The organism is Leucobacter sp. gxy201, assembly GCF_051043335.1.
Classification (GTDB): Bacteria; Actinomycetota; Actinomycetes; order Actinomycetales; family Microbacteriaceae; genus Leucobacter.
The window spans coordinates 347,130-373,294 of sequence record NZ_JAMXWS010000004.1; the positions used below are offsets into that span (position 1 = coordinate 347,130).

A 26,165-nucleotide genomic window follows, 5' to 3' on the forward strand; every position below is an offset into this window, starting at 1 on the left:
TCCGTTCAGATGCGGCGGGCCAGCAGCCACAGCAGGTAGAGGCCGCCGAGCACGCTCGTGACGAGCCCCACGGGTGTGCGCAGCCCGACATCGAGGTCCTGCGAGAGGAGGTCGGCGCCCGCGAGCAGCGCGGCGCCGATGAGGGCGGAGAGCCCGATCAGCACGCCCGGCACCGGCGCGAGGCGGCGGGCGATCTGTCCGGCGGCGAAGGCGATGAAGGCGATGGGGCCCGTCGCAGCGGTCGCGGCCGCGGCGGCGGCGACCGCGACGATCACGGCGACGAATCGGGTGCGCTCGACCTGCACGCCCACGCCGTGCGCGCTGTCGTCGCCCATCTCGATGAGCGCGAGATCGCGGCCGAGCCGCAGCAGCACCGGGCCGACCACGGCCAGCGCCGCGAGGGTCGCCCAGACGTGCGGCCAACCGCGGCCCGTGAGCGAGCCGGAGCTCCAGAGCTGCGCGAGCAGCGCATCGTCGATGTCGGCGCGCGCGATGAGCAGCGCCGATATCGCGCTGACGACCGCGCCCACCCCGATGCCGACGAGCACGAGACGCAGCCCGCCCGTGATCCCGTCCCGCCGGGCGAGGAGGTAGACGATCAGCGCCGTGATGATGCCGCCCAGCACCGCCGCGACCGCTGTGGCGATCATGCCGCCGCCGATCACGACGATCTGGAACACCGCAGCGGTCGCGGCCCCCGAGGTGAATCCGATGATGTCGGGGGAGCCGAGCGGATTGCGCGAGAGCGACTGGAAGGCGGCTCCGCTCATTCCGAGAAGCGCGCCGACGAGCGCGGCGGTGAGCGCGCGCGGCAGACGTCGCCCCAGCACCGAGCGGGTGAGCGACGGACGCGCCTCACCCGTGACGACCGCCGACAGATCGGAGAAGCCGAGCCGTTGCGAACCGATCAGCAGCGACGCTGTGACGATCGCGAGCAGTACGAGGAGCAGGATCGCGCCGACGAGCATCACCCGGGGCCGCACGCGCAGCGACAGCGGGCCGACGCGCAGCACCCGGCCGCTCGGAACGGGGAGCGCAGCCGCGCTCACAGCGATGCCACCCGTCGCGAACGCACGAGAGCGATGAAGAGCGGGCCGCCGAAGAGTGCGGCTGCGATGCCCGTCTGCAACTCGGACGGCGCGACGATGGCGCGGCCCGCCGTATCGGCGGCCACGAGCAGCGCCGCGCCGACGAGGGTCGCCGCAGGGATGAGGCGGCGGTGCTCGTTGCCGGTGAAGCGGCGCGAGATGTGCGCAGCGCCGAGGCCGATGAAGCCGATGGGCCCGGCCGCCGCCGTGGCCGATCCGGCGAGCAGCACGACCGCGAGGGCGGTTCCCGCTCGACCGGCGGCGACGCGCGTGCCGAGCGCCGCGGCCGTCTCGTCGCCCAGGCTGATCGCGTTGAGCGGGCCGATCAGCACCAGGGCGGCGAGGATGCCGGCCGCGATGAAGGGCAGCACGGTGAGGATCACCTCTGCCCCGCGCCCCTGGAGCGAGCCGACCACCCAGTACCGGTAGGTGTTGAAGGAGGTCTCGTTGCTGATCAGGATCATCTGGGCGACGGCGCCGAGCACGATGCTCACGGCGGTGCCCGCCAGCGCGACCCGCACGGGGGTCGCTGCGCTGCGCCGCGCCGATCCGAGGAGGTAGACCACCACCGCGGCGGCGGCCGCTCCGAGGAACGCGAACCAGATGTAGCCGCTGATGCCCGTCACCCCCAGATAGGCGATGGCGATGGTCACGAGCAGTGATGCTCCCGCGTTCACACCGAGGATTCCGGGGTCGGCCAGCGGGTTGCGGGTGACCGACTGCATGAGCGCGCCGGCGAGGCCGAGGGCTGCGCCGACGATGATCCCGAGGGCGACTCGGGGCAGTCTCGACTGCACGACGACGAGGTGGGCATCGTCGGCGGGATCGTACGCCGTCAGCGCCGCGACCACCGTCGCGGGGTCGATCCAGTTCGAGCCGAGTCCCAGGCCGAGCACCGCCGACACCGCGAGCGTGATCCCCGCGACGGCGATCAGCGCCGCGGTGCCGCGGGCCGGAGCGGGGCGGTGCTCGCTCGCCGCCCCGCTCTCGGCTCGAACCGTCAGGGCCATCGGCTCAGCCCGCGAAGGTGTCGACGAGCAGCTCGACGGTCAGCTTGGCGCTGTAGTAGTCGAGGCGGAACGACTGGGTGCCGAGGGAGAAGACACGATCGTTCGCGACCGCGGGCTGATTGGCGAGCAGCGGATCCGCCACGAAGTCGGCGACCGGATCGCCGCCGCCCATGGCGACCGCGAGAATGGTCTCGGCTCCGGCGAGGCCCGCCGCAGAGTTCTCGCTGGTGACCACGTCGACGCCCCGACCGCTCTGGTCATCGGCGCGGTACTCGGCTGCGACCGGCTCGTAGGTGAAGCCGAGCGATGCGAGGAGCTCGGCCTGGGGGCTGTCGGCGGTGAAGGCCCACGAACCGTCGGCTCCCATGTAGACGAGGGCGGTGACGGGCTGCTCGGGCAGCGAGATCTGCTGCGCCTGCTCGGCGACCCAGTCGTCGTACTCGGCGATGCGCTCGGCGGCCTCGGCCTCCATGCCCGTGATCTCGCCGAGCTCGGTGGTGAGCTCCTGCCAGGTGATGCTGCTGTAGTCGAGCATCACGGTGGGTGCGATCTCCGAGAGCTGCTCGTAGGCGTCGCCCGTGGCGTCGCCGCCGTTCGACGAGCCGATGATGAGGTCGGGCTCGAATGCGTCGACGGCGTCGATGTCGAGGGTGAGGTTCGTGTAGGCGACCTCGACGCCGCGCTCCTCGGCGGTCTCGGCCCACTGAGTGAAGAAGCCCTGGTCGTCGGTGAGCGGGGTCACGGTTGCAGCGCCGGAGGCGACGAGCGGTGCGTCGATCGCCAGCAGGCTTCCGGTGATCGAGGGCGAGGTGGAGACGATGCGCAGCGGCTTCTCGGGGATCTCGGCGGTGCCGAGCTCGTGCTCCACGGAGCGGGGCCAGCCCGCGGTGTCGGCCGAGCCTGTGGCGGTGTCGGATGCGGGGGCGGCCTCGCCGGATGCGCCGCATCCGGCGAGCAGGGCTGCGACAGCAGCGGCGACGATGAGGGCAGACAGGTGTCTCGCCATGCGGGGACCTCCGGGCGGTGTGGGGTTCTGGGCGCGGTCGGATCACCGCGCGGTACTATCAAGTTAGCCAACCCTTGCCTACATCTGTTGATTGAGAACGACACCGTGTTACCACCCCGAGCGACGCGACTTCCGGAGCCCCTGCTGTACGCCGTCCTGCGCGGTTCGGCGAGGATCATCGCGAACGGCGACCGCCACCTGGTCCGGAGCGGGACCGCGCTCTGGGCTCCCGCCGGAACGACGGTCGACGTGCGCGCTTCGTCGGAGGCGATCGTCGTCCCCGTGCCCGCCGCATCGACCGGACCCGTTCGGCCCGCGATCGTCGACGTGGCTCCGGCGCACCTCCCCGGCCTCCTCCACGAATTCGCTCGCGCGCTCGGCCACCTGGATGCGGCGCACGCGGACGCGGCCCGCTCCGAGCCGGGCGTGCGGGTGCGCGACGCGACGCGGAGCTGCGTCGGCCACGGCCTCTGGGCCCCGCCCGCCCCGGCGTCGCCCGAACTCCAGGACCTCGCCGAGATGCTGGCCGACGACCCCGACCTCGATCTCGCGAGCGCGGTCGAAGCCGCCGTCACCGGGTGGAGCGTGCGCACCGCGCAGCGCCGCTTCGCGGCCGAGACGGGGCTCACATTGAGCGCTTGGGTGCGCCGTGCGCGGGCCAGAACGGCGGCGGAGCTGCTCGCCGAAGGGCGCGACATCGAGTGGGTGGCCCACCGGGTCGGGTATCGCAGCAGCGCCGCGTTCGTGCGCGGCTTCGCCGAGGTCGTGGGAACGACCCCGGGGCGATGGCGTCGCTCCCCGGACGCCGAGGAGCCCGTGTCCGAACTCGTCGTCTCCCCGGCGTGGCGTCGTCGGGCCCACCGCACCTGGGCCCGCGTGAACGGCGGGCACGTCGCAGTCTGGGTCGCCATCGGATCCGCAACGATCGCGATCGGCGGGCGTGAGCTGCGCCTCCGCGCCGGAGAGGCCGTCGTGCTGCCCGCGGGAGTGCGCAACGACATCGGCATCGAGCCGGGGTCGCTGCTGCTCCCCGTCGGGTTCCGCTCCGGGCGCACCGGGGCGATCGGCGTGCCGATCGCCGCCGCCCAGGTGGGCGGCATCGACTCCTGGCACATGGTGTCCGCCATGCTCGACGCATACACCGACCGGGGCGGCGCAGACCCCTCGCGAGGATTCGACGCGGTGCTGCGGGGGTCGACGCGTGCCGATGTCGGAGACGACGACACGGGGCTCGCCGCGCTCGCGAGCCTCATCGCCCTCGAGCCCCATCTCACCATCGAAGCAGCCGGGCGCCGACTGGGGCGAGACGAGCGAGACCTGCACAGAATCGTGCGCGAGCGCAGCGGTGAGAACCCGGCCGCGTGGTCGCGGATGGTGCGGATGACCCGGGCCCGCAGCCGCCTCGGGCTCGGGGAGACGGCGACCGAAGTGTCGCGGGAGCTCGGCTACGCGCACCTTCCCGCATTCTCGCGGGCCTTCCGCGCGGCGCACGGGACCGCCCCTGTCTCGGTCGGATGCCGGGCACCCTCGGCACTGCTCCCCGTCCGTTCGGCGCAGCGCGTGCTCGCACCGCACGAGCGGTAGTCTGGTGTGCATGTCGCCCAGCCCCGAAGCACCCCGTCGCTACTCGTACCTCGGGCCGGCCGGCACCTTCACCGAGGCCGCGCTGAAGCAGGTGACCGAGGCCGAAGGGCAGGAGTGGAACCCCGTCTCGAACCTCGGCGAAGCGCTGAACGACGTCGTCACCGGCTTCAGCGACGCCGCGATGATCGCGATCGAGAACTCGATCGACGGCGGGGTCACGGTGGCGCAGGACGCGCTCGCGACCATCCCCGGGCTGCGCATCGTCGGCGAATACCTCGTGCCCGTGAACTTCGTGCTCGTCGCCCGACCCGGCACGCGCCTCGAAGACATCGCCGTCGTCTCGGGCCATCCCGTCGCCTACGGGCAGTGCCGCGCCTGGCTCGACGACCAGGTGCCCCGCCACCAGCACCTCCCCGCCGCCTCGAACGTGCAGGCCGTGGTCGACCTCTTCGAATCGAACGCCGAGATCGACGCGGCGATCGCCCCGCCCGGCATCGAGGCGCACCACGACGTCGAGGTGCTCGCCTCGGGCCTCGCCGAGAACCCCGACGCGGTCACCCGCTTCGTGCTCGTCAGCCGCGTGGTGGCGGTCGGCGAACCGACCGGGGCCGACAAGACCTCGCTCATCGTCGAACTGCCCGAGGACCGGCCGGGCGCGCTGCTCGACCTGCTCGAGCAGTTCGCGACCCGCAGCGTCAACCTCACCCTGCTCGCCTCGCGGCCGGTCGGCGACCGCATGGGGCGCTATCGCTTCGTGATCGACGCGGAGGGGCACATCAAGGACGAGCGCGTCGCCGACGCGATCCTCGGCGTGAAGCGCTTCAGCCCCCGCGTCGTGTTCCTCGGCTCGTACCCCCGCGCCGACCGCGTCGCCGCGACCTACCGCGATGCGCACGACGACGACGCCTTCCGCGATGCGCGCGACTGGCTGCGCGAGACGATCGCGGGTGCAGGTGCGCCTGCGAGCTCCGGTGCAGCTGCCGGCGCCGACGCGCCTCAGCCGGGGGAGTAGCCGGAAGCTCGGCGATCCCTGGCGGGACCGTGCGCCCGGGGCTTCAGGTCGCGGGCGTCCATTCGGGCAGCACGCGCACGATGAGCCCGCCCGGATCGACCGTACCGTTCACCGCCACCGCGAGCCCGAAGCCGTCGCCGTCGAGCTGGATCGGCTCGGGCTGCGGCACCGACAGCATGTAGTCGCGGGCGCGCAGGTAGTTCACCGACTTCGTATCGTTGACGAGATCGATGATCATGCGGCCCGCCTTCGACTTGCGCAGCACGCCGTTCTCCCAGCCGATCTTGTTCCAGATGCGCAGCCACGAGAACGGGCCGAGCGGGCGAAGCGCGACCACGTCGAGCATGCCGTCGTCGATCTCGGCGTCGGGGATGAGCAGCACGCCCCCGGGCAGCAGCCCGCAGTTGCCGATCATGACCGTATACACCGAGAGCGGCTTCGCCGGCTCGCGATTGACCGAGTAGTGGATCTTGAGCGGGCGATCCTTGATCATCGTGCGCAGCCCGGCGTCGACGTACGCCAGCCAGCCGACCCGCTTCTTCAGCCTCGACTTCGTCGCGGTGATCGTGCGGGCGTCGAGCCCCATGCCCGCGAGCACGAGGAAGACGTGGGTGCTCTCGGTCTCGTCCTCGCGGATGATGGTGAGGAGCCCGAGATCGACCGGACGGTTCTTGCCCGTGAACGCCGCGCGCACCGACGTCTCGATGCTGCCGAGCGGCATGCCGAGATTGCGGGCGAGCAGATTGCCGGTGCCCTGGGGTACGACCGCCATCGGCACCCCGCTGCCGCGCATGCCCTCGGCCACCGCGCGCACCGTGCCGTCGCCGCCGGCGGCGAGCACCACGCTCGCGCCGTCGGCGACCGCGCGCCGCGCCGCCGAGAGGCCCGCATCGTGCTCGGCGGTTTCGTACCACTGGGTCGGCGCCCACCCGAGCCGCGTCTCGTGCCGCGCAACGGAGGCCTGCAGCGCCGCGAGGTCGGTCTTGAACGGCTGGTAGACGACGGCAGCGTTCGGAAGGGCGCGCTCCACCGGTGTCGTCGTCATGGATCCCAGAGTAGCGGGGCAATCCTGCGGCCTCACCGGTAAGGTGAGGGGGGTGATCGATCCTGTTTTGCTCCGCAACGACCCAGAGGCCGTGAAGCGCTCGCAGCGCGCTCGAGGAAATGACGAGTCCGTCGTCGACGCGGCGCTCGCCGCCGACGCGGCCCGGCGCTCGGCGCTGACCGAGTTCGAGACGCTGCGCGCCGAGCAGAAAGAATTCAGCGGCCGCGTGAAGTCGGCGCCGAAAGACGAGAAGCCGGCGCTCATCGCGCAGGCGCAGGAGCTCTCGGCCCGCGTGAAGGCCGCCGAAGCCCGCGCCCGCGAGGCCGACGCCGAGTTCGAGACCGCCGCGCTGCGCATCGAGAACATCGTCGTCGACGGGGTGCCCGCAGGCGGCGAGGAGAACTTCGTCACGCTGCGCGAGGTCGGCGCGAAGCGCGAGTTCGACTTCGAGGCGCGCGACCACCTCGAGATCGGCGAGCTGCTCGGCGCGATCGACATGGGCCGCGGCGCCAAGGTATCGGGGGCCCGCTTCTACTTCCTCCGCGGTGTCGGCGCGCGTCTCGAGCTCGCGCTCATGAACCTCGCGCTCGACCGCGCCCTCGCGAACGGCTTCACTCCGCTCATCACGCCGACGCTCGTGAAGCCCGAGATCATGCAGGGCACCGGCTTCCTCGGCGAGCACGCCGACGAGGTCTACCACCTGCCCGCGCAGGATCTCTACCTCACCGGCACGAGCGAGGTCGCCCTCGCCGGCTACCACTCCGACGAGATCGTCGACCTCGCGGCGGGCCCGCTGCGCTACGCCGGCTGGTCGACCTGCTACCGCAGCGAGGCCGGCTCGCACGGCAAGGACACCCGCGGCATTCTGCGGGTGCACCAGTTCAACAAGCTCGAGATGTTCGTCTACACGACGCCCGAGGAGGCCGAGGCCGAGCACGAGCGCCTCGTCGCCTGGCAGGAGGAGATGCTGCAGATGCTCGGCCTCCACTACCGCGTCATCGACGTGGCGGCGGGCGACCTCGGCTCGAGCGCGGCGCGCAAGTTCGACATCGAGGCCTGGGTGCCGACGCAGGGCGCCTACCGCGAGCTCACCTCGACCTCGAACTGCACCGGCTACCAGGCGCGGCGCCTCGCGACCCGCTACCGCACCGAGACCGGCAAGACGGCCCCGGTGGCGACGCTCAACGGCACGCTCGCGACCACGCGCTGGCTCGTCGCGATCCTCGAGACGCACCAGCGAGCCGATGGCAGCGTCGTCGTGCCCGAGGCGCTGCGGCCGTACCTCGGCGGGCTCGAGGTGCTCGAGCCGCTCGCCGGGGCCGGAGCCGGGGCCGGTGCCTCGGGCGGGGCGCAGGGCTGACGGCATGCTGCAGAGGGTCTCGCCGGCCGAACGGCACATCATCGCGCTCGATCTCGACGGCACGGTGCTCGACCACGACTTCCTCGAGGGCGGCCCGAACGACGGCTACATCTCGGAGGGGCTGGCCGGGGCCATCCGCACGCTGCACGAGGCGGGCCACGAAGTCATCATCGCGACCGGCCGCTCGGTCGACGCGACGCTGCCGATCGTCGAGCGCCTCGGTATCCGCCCCGACTGGGTGATCGCCGCGAACGGCGCCGTGACGCTTCAGCGCGACGCGCTCGGCGACCGCGGCTACCGGCGCGAGTACGTCGAGGCCTTCGACCCCTCCGACGCGCTCCGGCGCCTGCGCACCCGCCTCGTCACGGCGCGGTACGCGGTCGAGCTCGCGTCGGGCGGGTTCCTCTTCACCGAGCCGATCCCTGCCGGCACCCTGCCCTCGCGCCAGCGCCAGGTCGCGTTCGACGAACTGCTCGGCGTGCAGGCGTCGCGCGTCGTCGTCGTGTCACCCGATCATGCGCTCGAGGAGTTCCTCGACATCGTCGAGTCGCTCGGCCTCACCCACGTCACCTACTCGGTCGGCATCAACTCGTGGCTCGACATCGCTCCCGACGGCGTGACGAAGGCGAGCGCGCTCGAGGTGCTCGCGACTCGGCTCGAGATCGACCGGTCGCGCGTCTTCGCCGCGGGCGACGGGCACAACGACGTCGACATGCTCGAGTGGGCCGGCCGCCGCGGCGACTCGGTCGCCATGGGGCAGGCCGCACCCGAGGTGCAGGCCTCGGCCCGCCGCGTGACGGCGTCCGTCGCCGAGGACGGGCTGCTCATCGCGCTGCGCGAGCGGTTCCCCGAGCTGCTCGGTTAGGCGCGCGGACGACCGGGGATCGGCGATCCCTGACGACGCTCGCCCGTGTGCGCGGCCCGCTCCGACCTTGCTAAGCTTTCCCGCGGTGGGTTGTCCGAGCGGCCGAAGGAACTTGTCTTGAAAACAAGCAGGCGGTAACCCCGTCTCAGGGGTTCAAATCCCCTACCCACCGCCAGTCTTCCGCTCACGCGGCCGCGAATGCGGGATTTGGTGCGTAATCCGTCGATGATTGTGCACCAAATCCCGCATTCGCCGTTGCTGCGGGCGCAGGGCACGGGCCGCGGCACCCGGCACCCGGCACCCGGCACCTTGCAGCCCCGCGGCGCAGCGCGTATGCTTATGTGGTTTGCGTCCGCGCGCCCGAAAGCGCGAGCACGCGCGACGCGAACACGCACCGCCCCCCCGGAACGGCCGGGGACGCGGGAGAGCACGCGCATCGGCGCGGGTTCGAGGAAAGGAAACAATCATGGCAAAAGCCAAGAAGGTTACCGGTCTGATCAAGCTTCAGATCGCAGCCGGCGCCGCCAACCCGGCACCCCCCGTGGGCCCCGCCCTGGGTCAGCACGGCGTCAACATCATGGAGTTCTGCAAGGCGTACAACGCGGCCACCGAGTCGCAGCGCGGCAACATCGTCCCCGTCGAGATCACCGTCTACGAGGACCGCTCCTTCACCTTCGTGCTGAAGACCCCTCCGGCAGCCGAGCTGCTGAAGAAGGCCGCAGGCGTTCAGAAGGGCTCGGGCACCCCGCACACCGTCAAGGTCGCGAAGGTCACCGCCGAGCAGGTTCGCCAGATCGCCGAGCAGAAGAAGGCCGATCTGAACGCGAACGATATCGACGCAGCAGCGAAGATCATCGCCGGCACCGCCCGTTCCATGGGCATCACGGTCGAAGGCTAAGGGGTACAGCACATGGCACAGAAGTCGAAGGCGTACCGCGCCGCTGCCGAGAAGATCCAGGCAGACAAGTTCTACACTCCCGCCGAGGCCGTCGCCCTGGCGAAGGAGACCGGCTCCACCAAGACCGACTCGACCGTCGAGGTCGCCGTCAAGCTCGGCGTGGACCCCCGCAAGGCCGACCAGATGGTGCGCGGCACCGTCAACCTGCCCCACGGCACCGGTAAGACCGCACGCGTCATCGTGTTCGCAGTCGGCCCGGCCGCCGAGGCGGCCATCGCAGCCGGCGCCGACGAGGTCGGCGGCGACGAGCTCATCGAGAAGGTGGCCGCAGGCTACACCGCATTCGATGCAGCGGTCGCGACCCCCGAGCTCATGGGCAAGGTCGGTCGTCTGGGCAAGGTGCTCGGCCCCCGTGGTCTGATGCCGAACCCCAAGACCGGCACCGTCACCCCCAACACGGCCAAGGCCGTCGAGGACATCAAGGGCGGCAAGATCGAGTTCCGCGTCGACAAGCACGCCAACGTGCACTTCATCGTCGGCAAGGCCTCGTTCTCGGCCGAGCAGCTGAACGACAACATCACCGCCGTTCTCGACGAGATCGTGCGTCTGAAGCCGTCGTCGTCGAAGGGCAAGTACGTCACGAAGGGCGCCGTTTCGACGACCTTCGGACCGGGCATCCCGCTCGACGTCAGCGCGCTCTAAAGCGTCATCCGAGAACCCCCGTCTCATCGAGGCGGGGGTTCTCGCTTTGCTCCAGGGATCACCGCCGCCGATCCCGTGCGAATACCGCCCCCCGCGTGTCGTAGCATTGGATCATGTCTTCGAGCCAGGCCGAACCCGCGGTGCACCGCCTTGGCTAGCGCTGCGACGGTCGGCCCGCCGCGGATCTCGGGTTTCAACTATGTGCGCCCCCTCGGGTCGGGCGGTTTCGCGCAGGTGTACCAGTACGAGCAGGACATGCCGCGCCGTGTGGTCGCGGTGAAGGTGCTGACCGAGGATTTCACGACCCCGAGCTCGCGCTCGGCGTTCGAAGCCGAGGCCGATGCGATGGCGCGTCTGTCGAGCCACCCGTCGATCGTCTCGATCTTCGCGGCGAGCGTGTCGAGCGACGGGCACCCCTACATCGCGATGGAGTACTGCCCCGAGTCGTTGCGCAATCGTTCGAAGGGCAACCCGAGCCCGTTGCCCGAAGTGCTCGACGCGGGCGTGCGTCTCGCGGGCGCCCTCGAGACCGCGCATCAGGCGGGCGTGCTGCACCGCGACATCAAGCCGTCGAACGTGCTGATCGCGACGACCGGCCGCCCGAAGCTCGCCGACTTCGGCATCGTGTCGCTGCGCGGGCAGATGCGCGGCGAGGGTACGAGCCGGGCGATGTCGATTCCTTGGGCGGCGCCTGAGGTCGTGACCGAGCAGACGAGCGGCACCGTCGCGAGCGAAGTCTGGTCGCTCGGTGCGACGCTCTACACCTTCGCCGCGGGCCGTTCGCCGTTCGCCCGCCCGGCGGGGTCGCACGAGACCGAGTCGCAGCTCGTCGGCCGCATCAAGCGGGCGCGGTACGCGCCGGTGCCGGGCGCGCAGGGCTACGAGCCGTTCGATCAGGTCATCGCGCGCGCCCTCGCCCAGCAGCCGGCGCAGCGCTTCGGGTCGATGCGCGAGTTCGGAGAGGCGCTGCAGCAGCTGCAGCGGCACTACGGCTTCGACGTGACGCCGCTCGACGTGGTCGGATCGGCATGGGTGCCGCCCGCGGTGACGACGAGCGAAGCGCGCGGCCCGGTCGTGTCGTCGGTGCACGGGGGCGGCGGCGGGCCGTCGCGCGCCGAGAAGCGCGCGGCGCTCGATGCCCGGTTGCGGGCCGGGGAGTCGCCGAGGCGCGAGCGCAGGGCCGGCGCGCCGGTGCTGAAGCCGGTGCTCATCGGTGCCGCGTCGGCGGTGGCGGTGCTCGTGGTCGCAGGGGTCGCGTTCGCGTTCGCGGGTGGCTTCTGATGGCGGCGGCGAGGCCCGAGGCGCGGCAGCGGCGGGCGCGGGCGAACCCGGGCAAACGGGTGAAGCCGGGGCGGCCGGCGGCGCAGGGAGCCGCGGGTGCAGCGCCCCGCAGCCGCGTGATCAGTTGGATCGCGGGCGGGGTGTCGCTCGCGATGATCGGCACGATCGCGGTGCTGGCGTCGGGCTACGACGCTCGAGAGACGCCGCGCGAGGAGCCGTCGGTCTGGGCGGTGCGCAGTGCGGGGCAGTATGCGCGCGTGAACACGCTGACCGCCGAGATCGACACGGTGCGCAAGGTCGATGAGCCGAGCGGCGTACTGCAGTCGGGGGCCAGCGGCGTGGTGCTGAGCCACGGCGGCGGGCGCGCCTGGGTGATCGACCCGGCGCTGCCGGGCGACCTGGTCGATGCCGGAGCCCCGAGCGAGAGCGCGCCCGCAGAGGGCGCCGAGGCGACGCCGGCGGTGAACGACGAGGGTTCGGGCGCCGCGGCGGGCCCGGTCGCGATGCGCACCCCCGACGGCACGCGCGACATCCTGTCGTCCGACGACGGCGTGGTCTTCCGCACCGAAGACGGGCGGGTGTACTTCAGCGCGTACTTGCAGGCGGGCGACGACGCGACCGGCGAGGAGCCGCGGCTCGGCGACCCGGTGCAGCTCGACCCGCTGGCGCACGAGAAGCAGGCTCAGGAGGCGCCGGCCGAGGGCGACGCCGATGCGGCGGCGGGCGCGCAGTCGAAGGATTACCACGCCGATGCGGTCGCGATCGACGCCGACGGTCGTATCTCGATGTATTCGAGCGCGGAGCAGGCGGTGCGCGGCTACGACATCGATCGCGGCGCGTTCGAGCGCGGCATGAGCGAGGTGCCCGAGGGGGCCCCGACCGAGAACCTGCAGTTCACCACGGTCGCGGGCGAGTGGGCGATGCTCGACGGCGAGACGGGCGATCTCTGGCGCGAGGGATCGGCCGACCCCGTCGCGCTCGCCCTCGAAGGCACTGCGCGCCTGCAGGCGGCCAGCCCGAAGCGGGCCGGCCCCGAGGTGCTGGTGGCCGACGAGGGCGGGCTCTGGTCGGTGGTCGACGCCGCCGCCGAGCGCGCCGACACCGCCGACGGGGTGCCGGCGCAGCCGATCGCGCTCGGCGAGGTGCGGCACGCGGCATGGATCGGCGCGTCGGAGGGGCGGCTGTGGTCGTCGGACGCGGAGAGCATCCCGCTCGAGCTCGACGGCAGCGTGAAGCTGCCGGGCGACCCCGAGGTCGCGATCCGTTCGAACGGCTCGAGCGCGCTCGTGACCGAGGTGAAGACGGGCATGATGTGGACGGTGCCCGACGGCACCCTGATCCCTGTCGACCAGTGGTCGCTCGCCGACCCGCCGCGCGAGCAGGAGGGCGTCGTGGTCGTCGACGACGTGACCGAGCAGGTGCCTCCGGTCGCCGTCGCCGATGCGTTCGGCGTGCGCGCCGGCGAGCAGGCGCCGCTGCCCGTGCTGCTGAACGACTTCGACCCGAACCGCAAGGACGTGCTGACGATCGTGCCCGAGGGGCTCGGCGAGGGCCTGCCCGAGGCGTTCGGTACCGTCTCGATGCTGCCCGACGGCCAGTCGCTCGTCGTCGCCCCGTCGCCGGCCGCCTCGGGCTCGGCGACCTTCAGCTACCGCATCACCGACGGCGTGCTCGTCTCGGAGCCCGCGAGCGTCACCCTGACCGTCGCAGACCCCGGCACGAACACCGCCCCCGCATGGTGCCCCGTCGAGGGCTGCCAGCGCGAATGGCCGAGCCCCGAGCTCGCGCCCGGCGGCACCCTCGTGATGCCGATTCTCGAGGGCTGGGTCGACCCCGAGGGCGACCCGATGATGCTCGAGTCGGCGCGGCTCGCGAACCCCGACGACCCGGCGCGCGTGCTCGTCACCGCCGACGGCCGCTTCGCGATCCGCCACGTCGACCCCAACGCCCCCGACAGCGACATCTCCGTGATGCTGCGCGTCGCCGACGCGCACGGCGAGGCGACCGAACGCGAGCTGCGCGTGCAGGTGCGCAGCAATGCCCGCGCCGAGCTGCTGCCCATCGCGGCGACCGCCGAGGTCGGCCGCACGATCGCGGTCCGCCCGCTGCCCCGCGTCGTCGGCGGCTCGGGCTCGGTCGTGCTCGTCGACGCCAGCGTGCTGTCGGGCAGCGCCACCAGCGCGGTGAACGCCGGCGCGGGCACCGTGTCGGTGACGGCGCGGGAGGCCGGCTCGACCGTGATCGCGCTCACCCTGCGCGACACCGTCACCGACGCCGAGATCACGGGCAACGTGCGCGTGACCGCCGTCGAGGCCCGCACGAAGCTCGGCCTGCCGCCGCTGCACGCCTTCGTACGCCCCCTCGCCGACTCGACGGTCGACGTACTGGCCGCCGTGCCGTCGGCGAACAGCCGCGAACTCGTCGTGCGCACCGCGAACGTCGTCGACGGCGAGCTGCGCGCCGACGTCATCGAGCATGCGACCGTGCGGGTGGCGGGCAGCACGCCCGATGGCGCGCCGGGCCGCATCGGCGCGGCCGATATCACGATCGCGGAGGGCGACGACGTCGCGGTCGGCAGGCTCACCGTCTTCCAGGTGCCCGACACCGGCTCGCTCGGCGCGATCGCCGTCGCCGACGCCGCCACGGTGCGCGCCGGCGACATCGCCGACATCCGCGTGCTCGACAACGATGTGGCGCCGCCCGGCCAGCGCCTCGTGCTGCACCCCGAGATCAGCGGGTCGGGCACGTCGGGCGAGCTCGCCTTCGCCTCGGGCAACACGCTGCGCTACCTCGCCCCGCAGACCCCGGGCACCTACACCGTGAGCTACACGACCTACAGCGCGAGCTCGCCCGAGGCGAGCGACGTCGGCCAGGTGCGCGTGACGGTGCTGCCGCGCGAGGGCAACCGCGACCCGCAGCCGAGCACGCTCACGGTGCGCGTCGCGCCGGGCGAGCGGGCGACCGCGCAGGTGCCGCTCTCGGGCGTCGACCCCGACGGCGACCGCGTGCGCCTCATGAGCGTCGGCGCTTCGGACGACCCGCAGCTCACCGCGACGCTCGCCCCGCGCAGCTCGGCCGTGCAGGTCTCGGCGTCGACGAACGCCGACCCCGGCACGCGCGCCATCAAGTACACGGTGCGCGACGTCTTCGGCGGCAAGGCCGAGGGCACGCTGCGCGTCATCGTCACCGAGGCCGACCCCGCGGGCGGCGCCCCCGTCACCTACAGCGACTACGTGCGCCTCGAGAAGGGCGTCGCCGACCCCGCGACGGTGCGGCCCCTCGACAACGATGTCGACCCGGCGAACGGCCGGCTCGAGCTCGTCGAGGTCGTGCCCAACGTGCCGGGCGGCGCGGAGTCGCCCGAGTACCGCGATCTCGCCGCGCGGCTCGACACCTCCGATATGAAGCAGGGCCGCATCGCGGTGCGCGGCGGCGCCGAGCTCGGCACGGTGTCGTACCGTTACACGGCGCGATCGAAGGCGACGACGAGCACGGCCGACGGCCTCATCGTCGTGCAGACGTCGGCCCGCGTCGGCCAGCAGGCGCCGATGGTGCGCGACACGGTGCTCTCGGCGAAGGATCGCGCGGAGCTCGAGCGCGGCGGCGTCGATGTCGTCACCGACCGGGTCACTTGGGCCGGCGGCGATGTGCGCACGCTGAAGATGGCGGTCTGGGGCAGCGCGGCCGAGAACTTCATGGCCGACGGCAACCGCATCACGGGCACGTACCGCGCCGAGGGCGACCGGGTGCCGTTCAAGCTCTCGGGAGTCGACGCGACCGGGGCCGAGGTGTCGTCGTTCGGCTTCCTCGTGATCCCTCCGCTCGACGAGCTGCGCCTCACCTTCAAGCCGGGCCTGAAACCGATCAAGGTCGGCGAGGGCAAATCGGTCGACATCGCCCTCGCCGACATCATCGATCTCGCGAGCGGCGACCGCGCCGAGTTCCAGACCGGCGCCCTGCCGACCCAGCGCGGACAGGCGAGTTGCGAGGCGAGAAGCGCGACGTCGCTCACCTATTCGGCGGGCAAGGAGGCGCCGTGGGCCGACACCTGCGTCATCTCGGTGAAGCTCGCCGAACAGCAGGCGTGGACCCAGCTGGCGCTCCCGATCGAGATCGTGCCCGACTCGCCCGTCGTCGAGCTCGAGACGCTGACGCGCACGGTGCAGCCGGGCCTCTCCGAGACGATCGATCTCGCCGACATGGTGCGCTGGCAGGGCGGCCGCGAGGGCAAGGTCGGCGACCTCGCGTTCTCGGTCAGCGGCGGAGGCGGCGCCTTCGAGGTCGCTCCCGGCGGGCGGCAGCTGACGGTGCAGGCGCGCGCCGACGCCGTGCCCGGCACGCAGGATGCGCTGATCGTCGCCGTGACCGGCGCCGGTGAGAGCCGGGCGCCGCTCACGCTGCGCGTCGGCGAGGCTCCGCGCGATACGCCGCGCGGTGCGACCGTGCAGCTCAGCTGCACCGTCGGCTCGAACTGCCAGGCGCAGCTCATCGGCGCGCCGGGCGAATACGATCCCTTCCAGGGCAAGAGCGGCGGCGGGCTGAAGCTCGAGGGCGTCAGCGCCGGATCGTGCGCCGTCGCCTCGTTCCAATCCACGGGCGAGGGCGTCGCCGTCGCCTGGCCGAACGGCGCGCAGGGCCCCGGCGGCACGTGCACCGCGAGCTTCACGGTGCGCGATGCGCAGAACCGCGTCGGCCAGGGCACGATCGAGCTCGACGCGCAGGGCATCCCGCGCCCGCCCGTCGGCGTCACCGCCGTCAGCGCGGGCGCCAGCAGCGTCACCCTGTCGGTGCAGCTGAGCGGCGAATCGTCGTACCCGGCGACCACCGGCGTGCAGCTGCTCTCGGACGGCGGCGGCAGCGTCGGCAGCTGCGCGCTCGCCGGCGGCCAGGCCACGTGCACCGTCACGGGCCTCACACCCGACGTGAAGCACACCTACACCGCCCGCGCCGTGAACGCGGTCGGCGAATCGGCGCCGAGCGCGAACGGCGCGCAGACCTGGGCGTACATCCCGCCGCCGCCGCCGAGCCTCTCTGCCGAGACGGTGCGCTGGCCCGAGAATACCGACCCCAGCACGGGCAAGGTGCGCGCGCGCATCGGCCCGAGCAAGTCGCCGACCGTCGTGCTCTCGATCGACGGCGCCGAGACCGCTATCAGCGGCGACGGCGTCTACGTGCTGGGCGCGAGCGAGCACACCTTCAGCGTGATTTCGGCCGACAGCCCCGGTGCGATCCCGCCCGGCTACACCGGCGGCGACGGCGGTCGCGGCACCGCGAGCACCGCGACCGTGCGCGCGATCGGCGCGCCGACCACCGGTGGGGCGACTCTGACGGTCGGCGGCGACAACAACACCGAGTACACGATCACGACCGATGGCGGGTGGACGGCGAACGGGGCTCCGGGCGCTCTCGAGTTCACCTACACGATCGACGGGAAGCGGAGTTCGAAGAGCTCGGGCTCGCTGAAGGCGAACCAGACCTACAACGCCTCGGTCTCGGCGCGCACCGATTACGGCACGACACCGGAGATTGCGACGAACGCCGTCACGACCGGTACGAAGCTCGAGACGCTCACGGGCACCTACCGCGTCAGCAACTCGGCGAGCGTGAACGGGTGGACCATGGTCTACGGCGAGACGGGCAGCCCGAGCTACACTCCCGACCCCGGCCTGTTCCCACGGACCGACATCACCTACAGCGGCGTCTCGCCCGGGTCGCCGGTCGGCACCGTGGTGCAGTGCCCGCGCGGCACGACCGTCAACTGCTCGGACCCGGGCCAGGTGACCGCCGCCACCCTCGAGCCGCTCTCGATCACGCTGACCGCGTGCGTGCCGTGGGACGGCACCACGGTGCCGACGAGCAACGAGATCGCCCCGCACATGTCGCTCGTCGGCGCACCCGGCGGCGCCGTCGTCTACAGTGCGGCGGCGAACGGACGCATCACGGTGCAGTGGGGCGGGCTGCGCGGCGACGCCGTCTTCCAGGGCGGTCTCTGCGCCCCGACCCCGCCGACCAGCCCCGACCCGCCGACGACGCCATGACGCCGAGCGACGCCGTGGCCCGGCCTGAACGCGGAGCGATCCCTGGAGAGACCCCCGGGGGCCCGGCGGCCGACAGACATCCTCGCACCCGAGAGAAGGAAGCACCCATGACATCCGAGCCGAAGCTCACCGCCGACGCCGCGGGCCCCCTCACCGAAGAGCGCGCGCGCTGGGCGAGCGATGCCGTACGCACCGCGGCCGACGCGATCGAGCACGCCATCCAGGGCAAGCGCCGCGTCATCGAGCTCGTCGTGGCGACGATGACGGCCGGCGGCCATGTGCTGCTCGAAGACGTGCCGGGCACGGGCAAGACCGCCCTCGCGCGCGCGCTCGCGAAGTCGATGCACGGCACCTCGTCGCGCATCCAGTTCACGCCCGACCTGCTGCCCGGCGACGTGACCGGCATCACGGTGTACGACCAGAAGCAGGGCGTCTTCGACTTCCACGCCGGCCCCATCTTCGCGAACGTCGTGCTCGCCGACGAGATCAACCGCGCGAGCCCCAAGACGCAGTCGGCGCTGCTCGAGGTCATGGAGGAGCACCAGGTCACCGTCGACGGCAACACGCACCCCGTGCACGACCCGTTCCTCGTCATCGCGACCCAGAACCCCGTCGAGCAGGCCGGCACCTACCGGCTGCCCGAGGCGCAGCTCGACCGCTTCATGGTGAAGACGTCGATCGGCTACCCCGACGACGCGGCCATGATGCGCATCCTGCAGCACAGCGGCAGCGCCCCCGAAGTGCCGACCGTCATGAACGTCGGCACACTCACCCAGCTGCAGCAGTTCGCGCGGGGCGTCTACGTCAGCCCGCTCATCGCCGAATACATCACCCGTCTCGTCGAGGCCACCCGCCGCGCCTCCGAAGTGCGCCTCGGCGCGAGCGTGCGCGGTGCCCTCAGCCTGCAGCGCCTCGCCTCGGCCTGGGCGCTCGTCGCCGGCCGGCCCTACATCACCCCCGACGACGTGCGCGAGCTCGCCATCCCGGTGCTCGCGCACCGCCTCGTGCTCGAGGCCGAAGCAGAGTTCGACGGCGTCACCGCCGAGGCCGTCATCGGCCAGATCCTGCTCGACACCCCGATCCCGCAGGAGAACGGCACCGCGTGACCCAGGAGAACACCCGCAGCCGGCTCTTCCGCACCGGCAAGCGCGGCGGCACCCGGGGCAGTCGCGGCACGCAGGGCAGCCGCGGCACTCGCGGAACGCGCGGCACCGGCGGCACCGGCTACGGCGAGACGCGCACGCGCACCCGCGGGCTCGACAGCTCGCAGCTGCGGCGCGTCCGCCTGCGCCGGTGGTGGCGTCGTACGAAGCGCCGCATCGGCCGGGCGCAGCGCTCGGTGACGCACGCCGTGACCCCGCTCGGCTGGTTCGCGATCGTCGTCACGGCGGTCGGGTTCGTGCTCGGCATCACGGCATCGTGGATCGAGGCCTGGTTCGTCGCGATCGTCGGCGCCCTGCTGCTCCTCATCGCGCTGCCCTTCCTCATCGGCAACCGCGCCTACAGCGTCGGTATCGTGCTCGACAAGCAGAGCGTCGTCGCGGGCGGTGAGGCGCACGTGCGCCTCCACGTCGAGAACCTCGGCGCCCGCCCCGCACTGCCGGCCGTCGCCGAGCTGCCCGTCGGCCCCGCCCTGCGCGAGATCACCATCCCGTTCATCGGTCCCGGCCAGAGCATCGACCTCGACGTCGTCGTGCCGGCGCCGCAGCGCGGTGTGATCCGCGTCGGCCCGCTCACCGTCGCCCGACGAGATCCGCTCGCCCTGCTGCGCCGCGAGGTCACCTGGCCCGAGAAGCACCTGCTGTACGTGCACCCCGCGACCGCGCAGCTGCCGCCGAACTCGGCGGGCCTCGTGCGCGACCTCGAGGGCGTCTCGAGCCGCCGCCTCACCGACTCCGACCTCTCGTTCTACGCCGTGCGCGAGTACGCGCCCGGCGACGCGATGCGGCACATCCACTGGAAGTCGACCGCGAAGACCGGCACGCTCATGGTGCGCCAGTACGAGGAGTCGCAGACCGCGCGCGTGGCCGTGCTGTTCGACGCGCGCCGCGAGGAGTACCGCAGCGACGAGGAGTTCGAGCTCGGTGTCAGCGTCGCAGCCTCGCTCTCGGTGCAGGCGGTGCGCGAGCGGCGCGAGCGCTTCGTCGTCTCGGCCTGGGCGCCGGGTCGCATGCGCCCGAGCATCGACGGCCTCGAAGAGCTGCCCTCGCGCGACCCGCAGCAGCTCTTGAACGCCTGGTCCGAACTCGAGGCGGCTCCCGAGGGCCTGCCGTTCGAGGCGCTCGCCCGCGGCCTCGCCCACTCGCGCCGCCCGCTCTCGATCGTCGCGATCATCACGGGCGCCGAGGCCGACACGACGCGCATCCGCCGTGCGGCGGTCGCGTTCACGCCCGACGTGCACGTGCTCGCGGTGCGCTGCGAACTGCACGCCGAGCCCCGGGCGCAGCGCATCGACCCGCTCACCATGTTCACGGTCGGCGCGCTCGGCGACCTGCCGCAGATGATGATCAGGACGGCGCTGTGAAGCCGGGCGTGCGCATCATCGGGGGAGTATCGGCGTCGGCCGTCGCGCTCGCCCTCGGCGTGCTCGCCGCCTGGCCGATCTACCGCAGCGGCTGGCTCTGGCTCGTCGCGCTCGTCGCGCTCGTGCTCGGCGCCGGGATCGCCTGGGCGCGCGAGCGCTGGCGGCTCTCGTTCCCCGTGCTCGCGGCCCTCGTGCTCGGCGCCTTCGTCGTGACCGTCGTACCGGTCGCCGTGCCGCAGTCGCTCGCGAGCGGCCCGCTGCGCGGCCTCGTGAACGGTCTCGCCGCGGTCGCGCTCGGCTGGAAGCAGCTGCTCACCCTCACCCTGCCGGTCGGCACCTACCAGACCGTGATGGTGCCCGCCTACCTCGTGATGCTCGCGACCGCGCTGCTCGTCGTCTTCATCGCAGCGCGCCGCGGCCGTTGGCCCGTGCTCGCCGCCGTGCCGCTCGTCGCCCCCGTCGCGTTCGGCACGGTCTTCGGCGCCTCGGCCGTCAGCCCGTCGCTGCGCCTCGGCCCCCTCGTCATCGCCGCCCCGCGCGAGATCGCGCTCTGGCTCGCCGCAGTCGCGCTCGCCGCCGCCTGGATCGTGTGGACCGCGGGCGCCGAACGCCGTGCGGCGCTGCGCCTCGGCCGGCTCGCGAGCGAGCGCGGCATCACGGGCGGCAAGGCCGCCCGGGTAGGCATCGGCGCCGGCATTCTGGTCGCCGCGCTCGCGGTGGGTCTCGCGGTCGCCCCGCTCGCCGATGACGGCGCGCGCACGGTGCCCCGCGATCGCATCGACCCCGAACTGGTGGTCAGGGACCGCCCGAGCCCCCTCGCCGCCTATCGCAATGCGAAGCGCGACGCCGCCCTCGACGCGCCGCTGTTCAGCGTCGCCTCGGACGGCGAGCTGCCCGAGCGGCTGCGCCTCGCCGTGCTCGACGCGTACGACGGCGTCGACTTCCACGTCAGCGGCGATGCCGCGGGCCGCTTCACCCGTTTTCCGAGCGGCGACCGCGTCTCGCGGCCCGCGCAGGTCGAGATCGCCGTCGGCGCAGGCTACGACGACATCTGGGCGCCGACCGCCGAGCTCGCCGACCCGCCGAAGTTCACGGGGCCGCGCTCGGCCGATCTCGCAGACGCGTTCTACGTGAACCGGCGCACGGGCGCCGCCATCGCGGTGCCGCGCGAGGGGCAGTCGCGCATCGGGCTCGGCGAGGGCGACGGCTACATCGCGCGGATGGAGACCGCCGCCCCGAACCGGGTGATCGGCGGCCCCGTCTCGAACGGCCCGCTCATCGACCTCGACGAGGTGCCGGCGCTCGCCTCGTGGATCGAGCGCCAGGGGGTGCCGGGCGACGCCCAGGGCCTCGAACGGCTCATCGGCATGCTGCGCGACCGCGGCTACCTCAGCCACTCGATGACCGAGAGCGCCGGCGACCGGCTGTGGCTGCAGCGCCTGAACGAACGGTACGGCACGGCGTTCGAGCCGAGCGCGGGCGGCCATTCGATCGCCCGGATCGAGGAGCTCTTCACGCAGCTGAACACCCAGCAGATCGCGGCGGGCGAAGACCCGAAGGAGTCCGATCTCGTCGCGGCCATCGGCGATGACGAGCAGTTCGCGACGGCGGCAGCGCTCGTGGCCCGGGCGCTCGGCTACGACTCCCGCGTCGTGGTCGGGCTGCGGCTCGCGGGCGAAGAGGTGCCCGGCACCCCGTTCTGCGCCGACACCTGCACGGGCGAGAACCTCGCCGCGTGGGTCGAGGTGCGCGGCGCCGACGGCGCATGGGCCGTGCTCGATGCGAGCCCGCAGGTCGAGCACGAGCCGCAGCGCCTCGAACAGGGCGAGCAGCTGCCCGAGTTCCCGACGACGCCCGAGGAGCGCGATGCGCAGGAGGTCGACCCGCCGGTCGGCTCGGGCGACCAGAGCGGCGACAGCGGTGAGAGCGACCGCGTGAACGACGGGCTCGGCTGGTTGACGGTGCTGAAGAACGTCGGCCTGTCGCTCGCGGCGCTCCTGCTCCTGCTGCTGCCGTTCCTGTTCCTCCCGTTCATGAAACGGCGCAGGTCGGCACGGCGCCGGCGCGAGACGGTGCCCGAACTGCGCGCGCTGGGCGCGTGGGAGGAGATGGTCGACCGGGCCCGCGACGCGGGCGTGGAGATCCCTGCAGACGCGAGCCGCGGCGAGATCGCGCGGCGGCTCGATACGAAGCCCGCGAGCTGGGCCGCGGCCGAAGTCGACCGGGCCGTGTTCTCGCACGCCGGGCTCGATGCGGCCGGCGCCGAGACCCTGTGGCAGGCTGTTGATGCCGACAGCGCCGAGCGCGCGGCCGGCCTCACGCGCCGCGCGAAGCTGCGAGCGGCCTATTCGCTGCGATCGTACAGAATTCGATTCGGGCGTCGAGCGCGCCCGACGGAAAGTGAGAACTCATGATCGACACGCCTGCAACGGGCGAGCACCCGCTCGTGTCGGGGCTGCCGACGCCTCCCGTGATCGAGGCGACCGCGCGCACCGACGTCGGGCTGCGCCGGCAGGTCAACGAGGATGCGATGCTCGCCGAGCACCCCGTCTACATCGTCGCCGACGGCATGGGCGGCCACGACGCGGGCGATCTCGCGAGCCGCGCTGCGGTCGCGGCGTTCCAGGGTCTGCCCGGCATCGCCGGGAACCTGGGCGTCGCCGACGTCGACGCCGCGATCGACGCCGCGCGGGCCGCCGTCGCGGCGGTCGCGGTCGGCACCGAGCGCGGTGCGGGGTGCACGCTCACGGGCGCCGTGATGATCGAGCACGAGGGCGCACCGCACTGGTACGTCGTGAACATCGGCGACTCCCGCGTGTACCAGTTCAGCAGCGCGGGCCTCACGCAGATCACCGACGACCATTCGCTGCACGCCGAACTGGCCGCGGCCGGTCGGGCCGAGGCCGCGGAGACGCCGCGCAATGTGATCACGCGGGCGCTCGGCTCGGACGATACGCGCCACGACGGCTGGCTGCTGCCGGTCGTCACCGGATCGCGCATGCTCATGTGCTCGGACGGGCTCACGACCGAGCTCGACGACGAGGAGATCCGGGCCGTGCTCGCGGTCGGCGGCCGGTCGGAGGCTGTGGCCGACGAACTCGTGCGCCGCGCGTTGGAGGCCGGCGGGCGCGACAACGTCACCGCGATCGTGGTCGACACGATCTCATCGGGCAGCGCCGGCACCGGGCCGATCGAGCTCGTCGGCGACGACGAGGCGGACACGTTGGAGACCATCGAGGTGACGAGGCCGGTGCGGTCGTGAACGACGCGGACGGGGCCATCGACGGGCCGGCGGACACCGGGCCGGCGGACGCCGAGGCGACGCGGGTCGTCCCGTCGCGTGTGCGCCGCGAGGCGACCGATACCGAGGCGACGCGGGTCGTCCCCGCGCGGGTGCGCCGCGATACGACCGGCGCGGAGGCGGCCGAGACCGATGCCGGGGCGACCGTGACCGACGCCGAAGGGACCGGGACCGACGCCGAGGCGACCCGCATCGTGCCCTCGCGGGTGCGCGGGGCCGACCCGGGTTCGGACGGCCCGACGTCCGCACCCGGCCAGTCCGCACTCGGCGAGTCCGCACCCGGCAGCTCGTCGGGCGCGCAGACGCGATCTCGCTCGACGGAGCGGTCTCGGTCGCGGTCGGCGTCAGCATCGCGCCGCGGCATCCTCGAGCGCGCGGTCGGCACCACGGGCCCCGGCCCGGGCCCGGTGCCCGAGCCCGAGATCGCGCTGCCGGCGGGCCTCGGGTCGCCGACGGTGCCCCGCGCGTACGGCGCCCGGCAGATCCCTGTCGGCGGTGCCGAGCATCCGGATGCCGTGCAGCAGCGGCTGGGCGCGGCCCCCGAACCGGGCGGGGCCGGGCCCGGGTCTGCGCGTGAAGGGCTGCCATCGGTGCTGAAGCGTTCGGCCCGCGATCGTGCGGTCACGCTCGTGGCCTACGGCGCCGTCATCGCGATCTCGGCGGCGGGCCTGTGGGCGATCTCGCGGGTCGTCTGGGGCTGACCGTGGGCCCGCGGATGATGCGAACGCGTGCGGGATCGCGCGTTTTCATGGCAGAGTTATATGGCTGGACTGATGAATCGTGCGCGAATCGCGTACATCGAGCAGGGGATGCAGAACGACATGAGCAGTAGTGCGGGCTTTGACCCCATCATGATCCTGGTGCTGTACGGAATCTGGGCGGTCATCGCGATCGCGTTCTACGTCTGGTACCTGTGGTCGCTGTCGCGCCTCTTCCCGCGCATCGATCTGCCGTCGTCGCACGGCTGGATTCCGGTCTGGAACCAGTGGCAGCTCGTCGCCCGCGCCGGCCTGCCCGGCTGGCTGGTGCTCTTCGCGCTCGTGCCCGGCCTCGGCATCGTCGCCTTCGTCGTCCTGATCATCGCGATGAACCGCATCAACAACGAGTACGGCAAGGGCGCGGGCTTCACGGTGCTGGGCGCCCTGCTCGGACCCGTCTGGGCGATGCTGCTCGCGAATCACATCGATCAGACCGGCCACGGCGTCGTGCGCCGCAGCACCGCGAACTCGCAGGCCTACGCGCCTCCCGGGTACGCGCAGAACCAGCAGTACCCGCAGGGGCAGCAGTACGCGCAGCAGCAGCCGTACGTGCAGGCCCCGGCGGGCGGCTACCAGCAGCCCGCCGCCTCGCAGGCCCCTCAGCAGGCGGCTCCTCAGCAGATGCAGTCGAACACCGAAGCGCTCTTCGGAGCCCCCGCGCCCCGGCACGACCTGCCGCCCGTGCCGCCGCAGGCCCCGCCCGCGCAGCCCGCCGCCGATTCGGGCGCGGTGCGCATCACGCCGGCGGCTCCGTGGGAGACCCCGGCGCAGCCTGCTCCGAATATGTTCCAGGCGCAGCAGCAGGCCGAGCAGGCCGCTCAGCAGCAGGCCCAGCAGGCTCAGCAGGGATCGTCGTGGGGCTTCAGCAACACCACGGAAGACGCGTTCGAGCGCCTCGCCGCCCAGGGCGCCGGGCCGCGTGCGGAGACCCCGCTCGGCTACGTCGAGCCGCCGCGCCCGTTCTCGTGGCCCGAGCAGCAGGCGCCGGTCGAGCAGGCACCGAGTGAGCAGGCACCTGTCGCGCAGGCGCCGGTCGAGCAGGCTTCCGCCGTGCAGGCGCCTGTCGAGTCGACTCCCGCCGAGCAGGTTCCCGCCGAGCCGGCACCGGCCCCCGAGGCCGCGGCCGCCGACCACGCCGTCCCCGAGCAGTTCGTGCACGAGGAGCCGGAGTCGGAGCACACCGAGACCGCGTCGAGCACCGCCCCGGCAGCCCCCGCAGAAGTCGAGGCTGCCGCAGTGCAGGCGCCGGCCGCGAGCGCGCCCGAAGACGATGACGACGACCGCACGGTCGTGGTGCCGCGCCGCAAACGCTGGGGCCTCGAATTGCCGAGCGGCGACATCGAAGAGCTCTTCGGCGACGACGTCGTGATCGGTCGCCGCCCCGAGAGCGACGAGGGCGTCACGCTGCTGAAGATCGCCGACCCGACCCGCACGCTGTCGAAGTCGCACGTGCGCATGCGCCGTACCGGCGACGACTGGACGATCGAGGACCTGCAGTCGACGAACGGCGTCTCGGTCGACACCGGCGCGGGCGCCGAGGTGATCGAGGCCGGTCGCGAGGTTCCGGCCACCGATCACATGGTCATCGGCACGCTCGAGGTCACGCTGCGCGAGGTCAAGTAGCTCAGCAGTCGGAAGGATTCGTGGTGTGGAGCCGAATGCACCACCACTGGGACTCCAGTAGTGCAGACGG

At 72.6% G+C, this 26,165-nt stretch carries 18 protein-coding genes and 1 tRNA gene; 15 read left to right on the forward strand and 4 right to left on the reverse strand.

The window, feature by feature from the left end:
- Positions 1 to 5: 5 nt before the first annotated feature.
- From NHL51_RS08970 to fepB, 3 genes are read right to left on the reverse strand one after another with little or no spacing between them, the layout of a single operon-like run.
- Complete coding sequence (locus tag NHL51_RS08970) at positions 6 to 1,049, reverse strand: FecCD family ABC transporter permease (protein WP_434143143.1); 1,044 nt, start codon at positions 1,047 to 1,049, stop codon at positions 6 to 8.
- Positions 1,046 to 2,098, reverse strand: a complete 1,053-nt coding sequence (locus NHL51_RS08975) for a FecCD family ABC transporter permease (protein WP_434143144.1) — start codon at positions 2,096 to 2,098, stop codon at positions 1,046 to 1,048. The genes NHL51_RS08970 and NHL51_RS08975 overlap by 4 nt, the downstream gene beginning before the upstream one ends.
- 4 nt (positions 2,099 to 2,102) lie before the next feature.
- The gene (gene fepB / locus NHL51_RS08980) at positions 2,103 to 3,104 is read right to left on the reverse strand and encodes a Fe2+-enterobactin ABC transporter substrate-binding protein (protein WP_434143145.1); all 1,002 of its coding nucleotides are present in this window, start codon (positions 3,102 to 3,104) and stop codon (positions 2,103 to 2,105) included.
- Between the two features lie 87 nt (positions 3,105 to 3,191).
- Between fepB and NHL51_RS08985 the strand changes: the two genes are divergently transcribed.
- Complete coding sequence (locus NHL51_RS08985) at positions 3,192 to 4,688, forward strand: helix-turn-helix domain-containing protein (RefSeq protein WP_434143146.1); 1,497 nt, start codon at positions 3,192 to 3,194, stop codon at positions 4,686 to 4,688.
- A gap of 10 nt (positions 4,689 to 4,698) precedes the next feature.
- On the forward strand, positions 4,699 to 5,700 hold the full coding sequence (gene pheA, locus NHL51_RS08990) for a prephenate dehydratase (protein WP_434143147.1): 1,002 nt from the start codon (positions 4,699 to 4,701) through the stop codon (positions 5,698 to 5,700).
- 43 nt (positions 5,701 to 5,743) lie between these two features.
- Here the strand turns inward: pheA and NHL51_RS08995 are convergent, their stop codons facing one another.
- The gene (locus NHL51_RS08995) at positions 5,744 to 6,745 is read right to left on the reverse strand and encodes a diacylglycerol/lipid kinase family protein (protein WP_434143148.1); all 1,002 of its coding nucleotides are present in this window, start codon (positions 6,743 to 6,745) and stop codon (positions 5,744 to 5,746) included.
- A 52-nt stretch (positions 6,746 to 6,797) separates the two neighbouring features.
- Between NHL51_RS08995 and serS the strand changes: the two genes are divergently transcribed.
- The 13 genes from serS to NHL51_RS09060 all read left to right on the forward strand — a co-directional run bounded on the left by serS (position 6,798) and on the right by NHL51_RS09060 (position 26,095).
- Entirely contained in the window at positions 6,798 to 8,105 is a 1,308-nt protein-coding gene (serS, locus tag NHL51_RS09000; protein ID WP_434143149.1) for a serine--tRNA ligase, read from the forward strand.
- 4 nt (positions 8,106 to 8,109) lie between these two features.
- The gene (locus tag NHL51_RS09005; RefSeq protein ID WP_434143150.1) at positions 8,110 to 8,970 is read left to right on the forward strand and encodes an HAD family hydrolase; all 861 of its coding nucleotides are present in this window, start codon (positions 8,110 to 8,112) and stop codon (positions 8,968 to 8,970) included.
- 84 nt (positions 8,971 to 9,054) lie between these two features.
- Positions 9,055 to 9,145, forward strand: a tRNA-Ser gene (locus tag NHL51_RS09010).
- A 291-nt stretch (positions 9,146 to 9,436) separates the two neighbouring features.
- Positions 9,437 to 9,868: a 50S ribosomal protein L11 gene (gene rplK, locus NHL51_RS09015; protein ID WP_434143151.1), complete on the forward strand. Its 432-nt coding sequence runs from the start codon at positions 9,437 to 9,439 to the stop codon at positions 9,866 to 9,868.
- A gap of 12 nt (positions 9,869 to 9,880) precedes the next feature.
- A complete protein-coding gene (rplA, locus tag NHL51_RS09020; RefSeq protein WP_434143152.1) occupies positions 9,881 to 10,570 on the forward strand; it encodes a 50S ribosomal protein L1 in 690 nt (229 codons plus the stop codon).
- A gap of 150 nt (positions 10,571 to 10,720) precedes the next feature.
- A complete protein-coding gene (locus NHL51_RS09025; RefSeq protein WP_434143153.1) occupies positions 10,721 to 11,851 on the forward strand; it encodes a serine/threonine-protein kinase in 1,131 nt (376 codons plus the stop codon).
- On the forward strand, positions 11,851 to 17,889 hold the full coding sequence (locus NHL51_RS09030; RefSeq protein WP_434143154.1) for an Ig-like domain-containing protein: 6,039 nt from the start codon (positions 11,851 to 11,853) through the stop codon (positions 17,887 to 17,889). The genes NHL51_RS09025 and NHL51_RS09030 overlap by 1 nt, the downstream gene beginning before the upstream one ends.
- 107 nt (positions 17,890 to 17,996) lie before the next feature.
- Positions 17,997 to 18,995 (forward strand): AAA family ATPase, encoded by a 999-nt coding sequence (locus NHL51_RS09035; protein ID WP_434143155.1) that lies wholly within the window; start codon positions 17,997 to 17,999, stop codon positions 18,993 to 18,995.
- Entirely contained in the window at positions 18,992 to 20,413 is a 1,422-nt protein-coding gene (locus NHL51_RS09040) for a DUF58 domain-containing protein (RefSeq protein ID WP_434143156.1), read from the forward strand. The genes NHL51_RS09035 and NHL51_RS09040 overlap by 4 nt, the downstream gene beginning before the upstream one ends.
- On the forward strand, positions 20,410 to 22,827 hold the full coding sequence (locus NHL51_RS09045) for a transglutaminase domain-containing protein (RefSeq protein WP_434143157.1): 2,418 nt from the start codon (positions 20,410 to 20,412) through the stop codon (positions 22,825 to 22,827). Before NHL51_RS09040 ends, NHL51_RS09045 begins: the two co-directional genes overlap by 4 nt.
- Positions 22,824 to 23,675 (forward strand): PP2C family protein-serine/threonine phosphatase, encoded by an 852-nt coding sequence (locus NHL51_RS09050; protein ID WP_434143158.1) that lies wholly within the window; start codon positions 22,824 to 22,826, stop codon positions 23,673 to 23,675. Before NHL51_RS09045 ends, NHL51_RS09050 begins: the two co-directional genes overlap by 4 nt.
- Positions 23,672 to 24,415 (forward strand): hypothetical protein, encoded by a 744-nt coding sequence (locus tag NHL51_RS09055; protein WP_434143159.1) that lies wholly within the window; start codon positions 23,672 to 23,674, stop codon positions 24,413 to 24,415. The genes NHL51_RS09050 and NHL51_RS09055 overlap by 4 nt, the downstream gene beginning before the upstream one ends.
- 72 nt (positions 24,416 to 24,487) lie before the next feature.
- Positions 24,488 to 26,095, forward strand: a complete 1,608-nt coding sequence (locus NHL51_RS09060; RefSeq protein WP_434143160.1) for a DUF5684 domain-containing protein — start codon at positions 24,488 to 24,490, stop codon at positions 26,093 to 26,095.
- Positions 26,096 to 26,165: the final 70 nt, after the last annotated feature.

Excerpts from the sequence above, each read along its gene's own strand:
- NHL51_RS08975 (WP_434143144.1), bottom strand. The coding sequence starts at position 2,098 with ATGGCCCTGACGGTTCGAGCCGAGAGCGGGGCGGCGAGCGAGCACCGC.
- fepB (WP_434143145.1), bottom strand. The coding sequence starts at position 3,104 with ATGGCGAGACACCTGTCTGCCCTCATCGTCGCCGCTGCTGTCGCAGCC.
- pheA (WP_434143147.1), top strand. The coding sequence starts at position 4,699 with ATGTCGCCCAGCCCCGAAGCACCCCGTCGCTACTCGTACCTCGGGCCG.
- NHL51_RS08995 (WP_434143148.1), bottom strand. The coding sequence starts at position 6,745 with ATGACGACGACACCGGTGGAGCGCGCCCTTCCGAACGCTGCCGTCGTC.
- NHL51_RS09005 (WP_434143150.1), top strand. The coding sequence starts at position 8,110 with ATGCTGCAGAGGGTCTCGCCGGCCGAACGGCACATCATCGCGCTCGAT.
- rplK (WP_434143151.1), top strand. The coding sequence starts at position 9,437 with ATGGCAAAAGCCAAGAAGGTTACCGGTCTGATCAAGCTTCAGATCGCA.
- rplA (WP_434143152.1), top strand. The coding sequence starts at position 9,881 with ATGGCACAGAAGTCGAAGGCGTACCGCGCCGCTGCCGAGAAGATCCAG.
- NHL51_RS09030 (WP_434143154.1), top strand. The coding sequence starts at position 11,851 with ATGGCGGCGGCGAGGCCCGAGGCGCGGCAGCGGCGGGCGCGGGCGAAC.
- NHL51_RS09035 (WP_434143155.1), top strand. The coding sequence starts at position 17,997 with ATGACATCCGAGCCGAAGCTCACCGCCGACGCCGCGGGCCCCCTCACC.
- NHL51_RS09050 (WP_434143158.1), top strand. The coding sequence starts at position 22,824 with ATGATCGACACGCCTGCAACGGGCGAGCACCCGCTCGTGTCGGGGCTG.
- NHL51_RS09060 (WP_434143160.1), top strand. The coding sequence starts at position 24,488 with ATGAATCGTGCGCGAATCGCGTACATCGAGCAGGGGATGCAGAACGAC.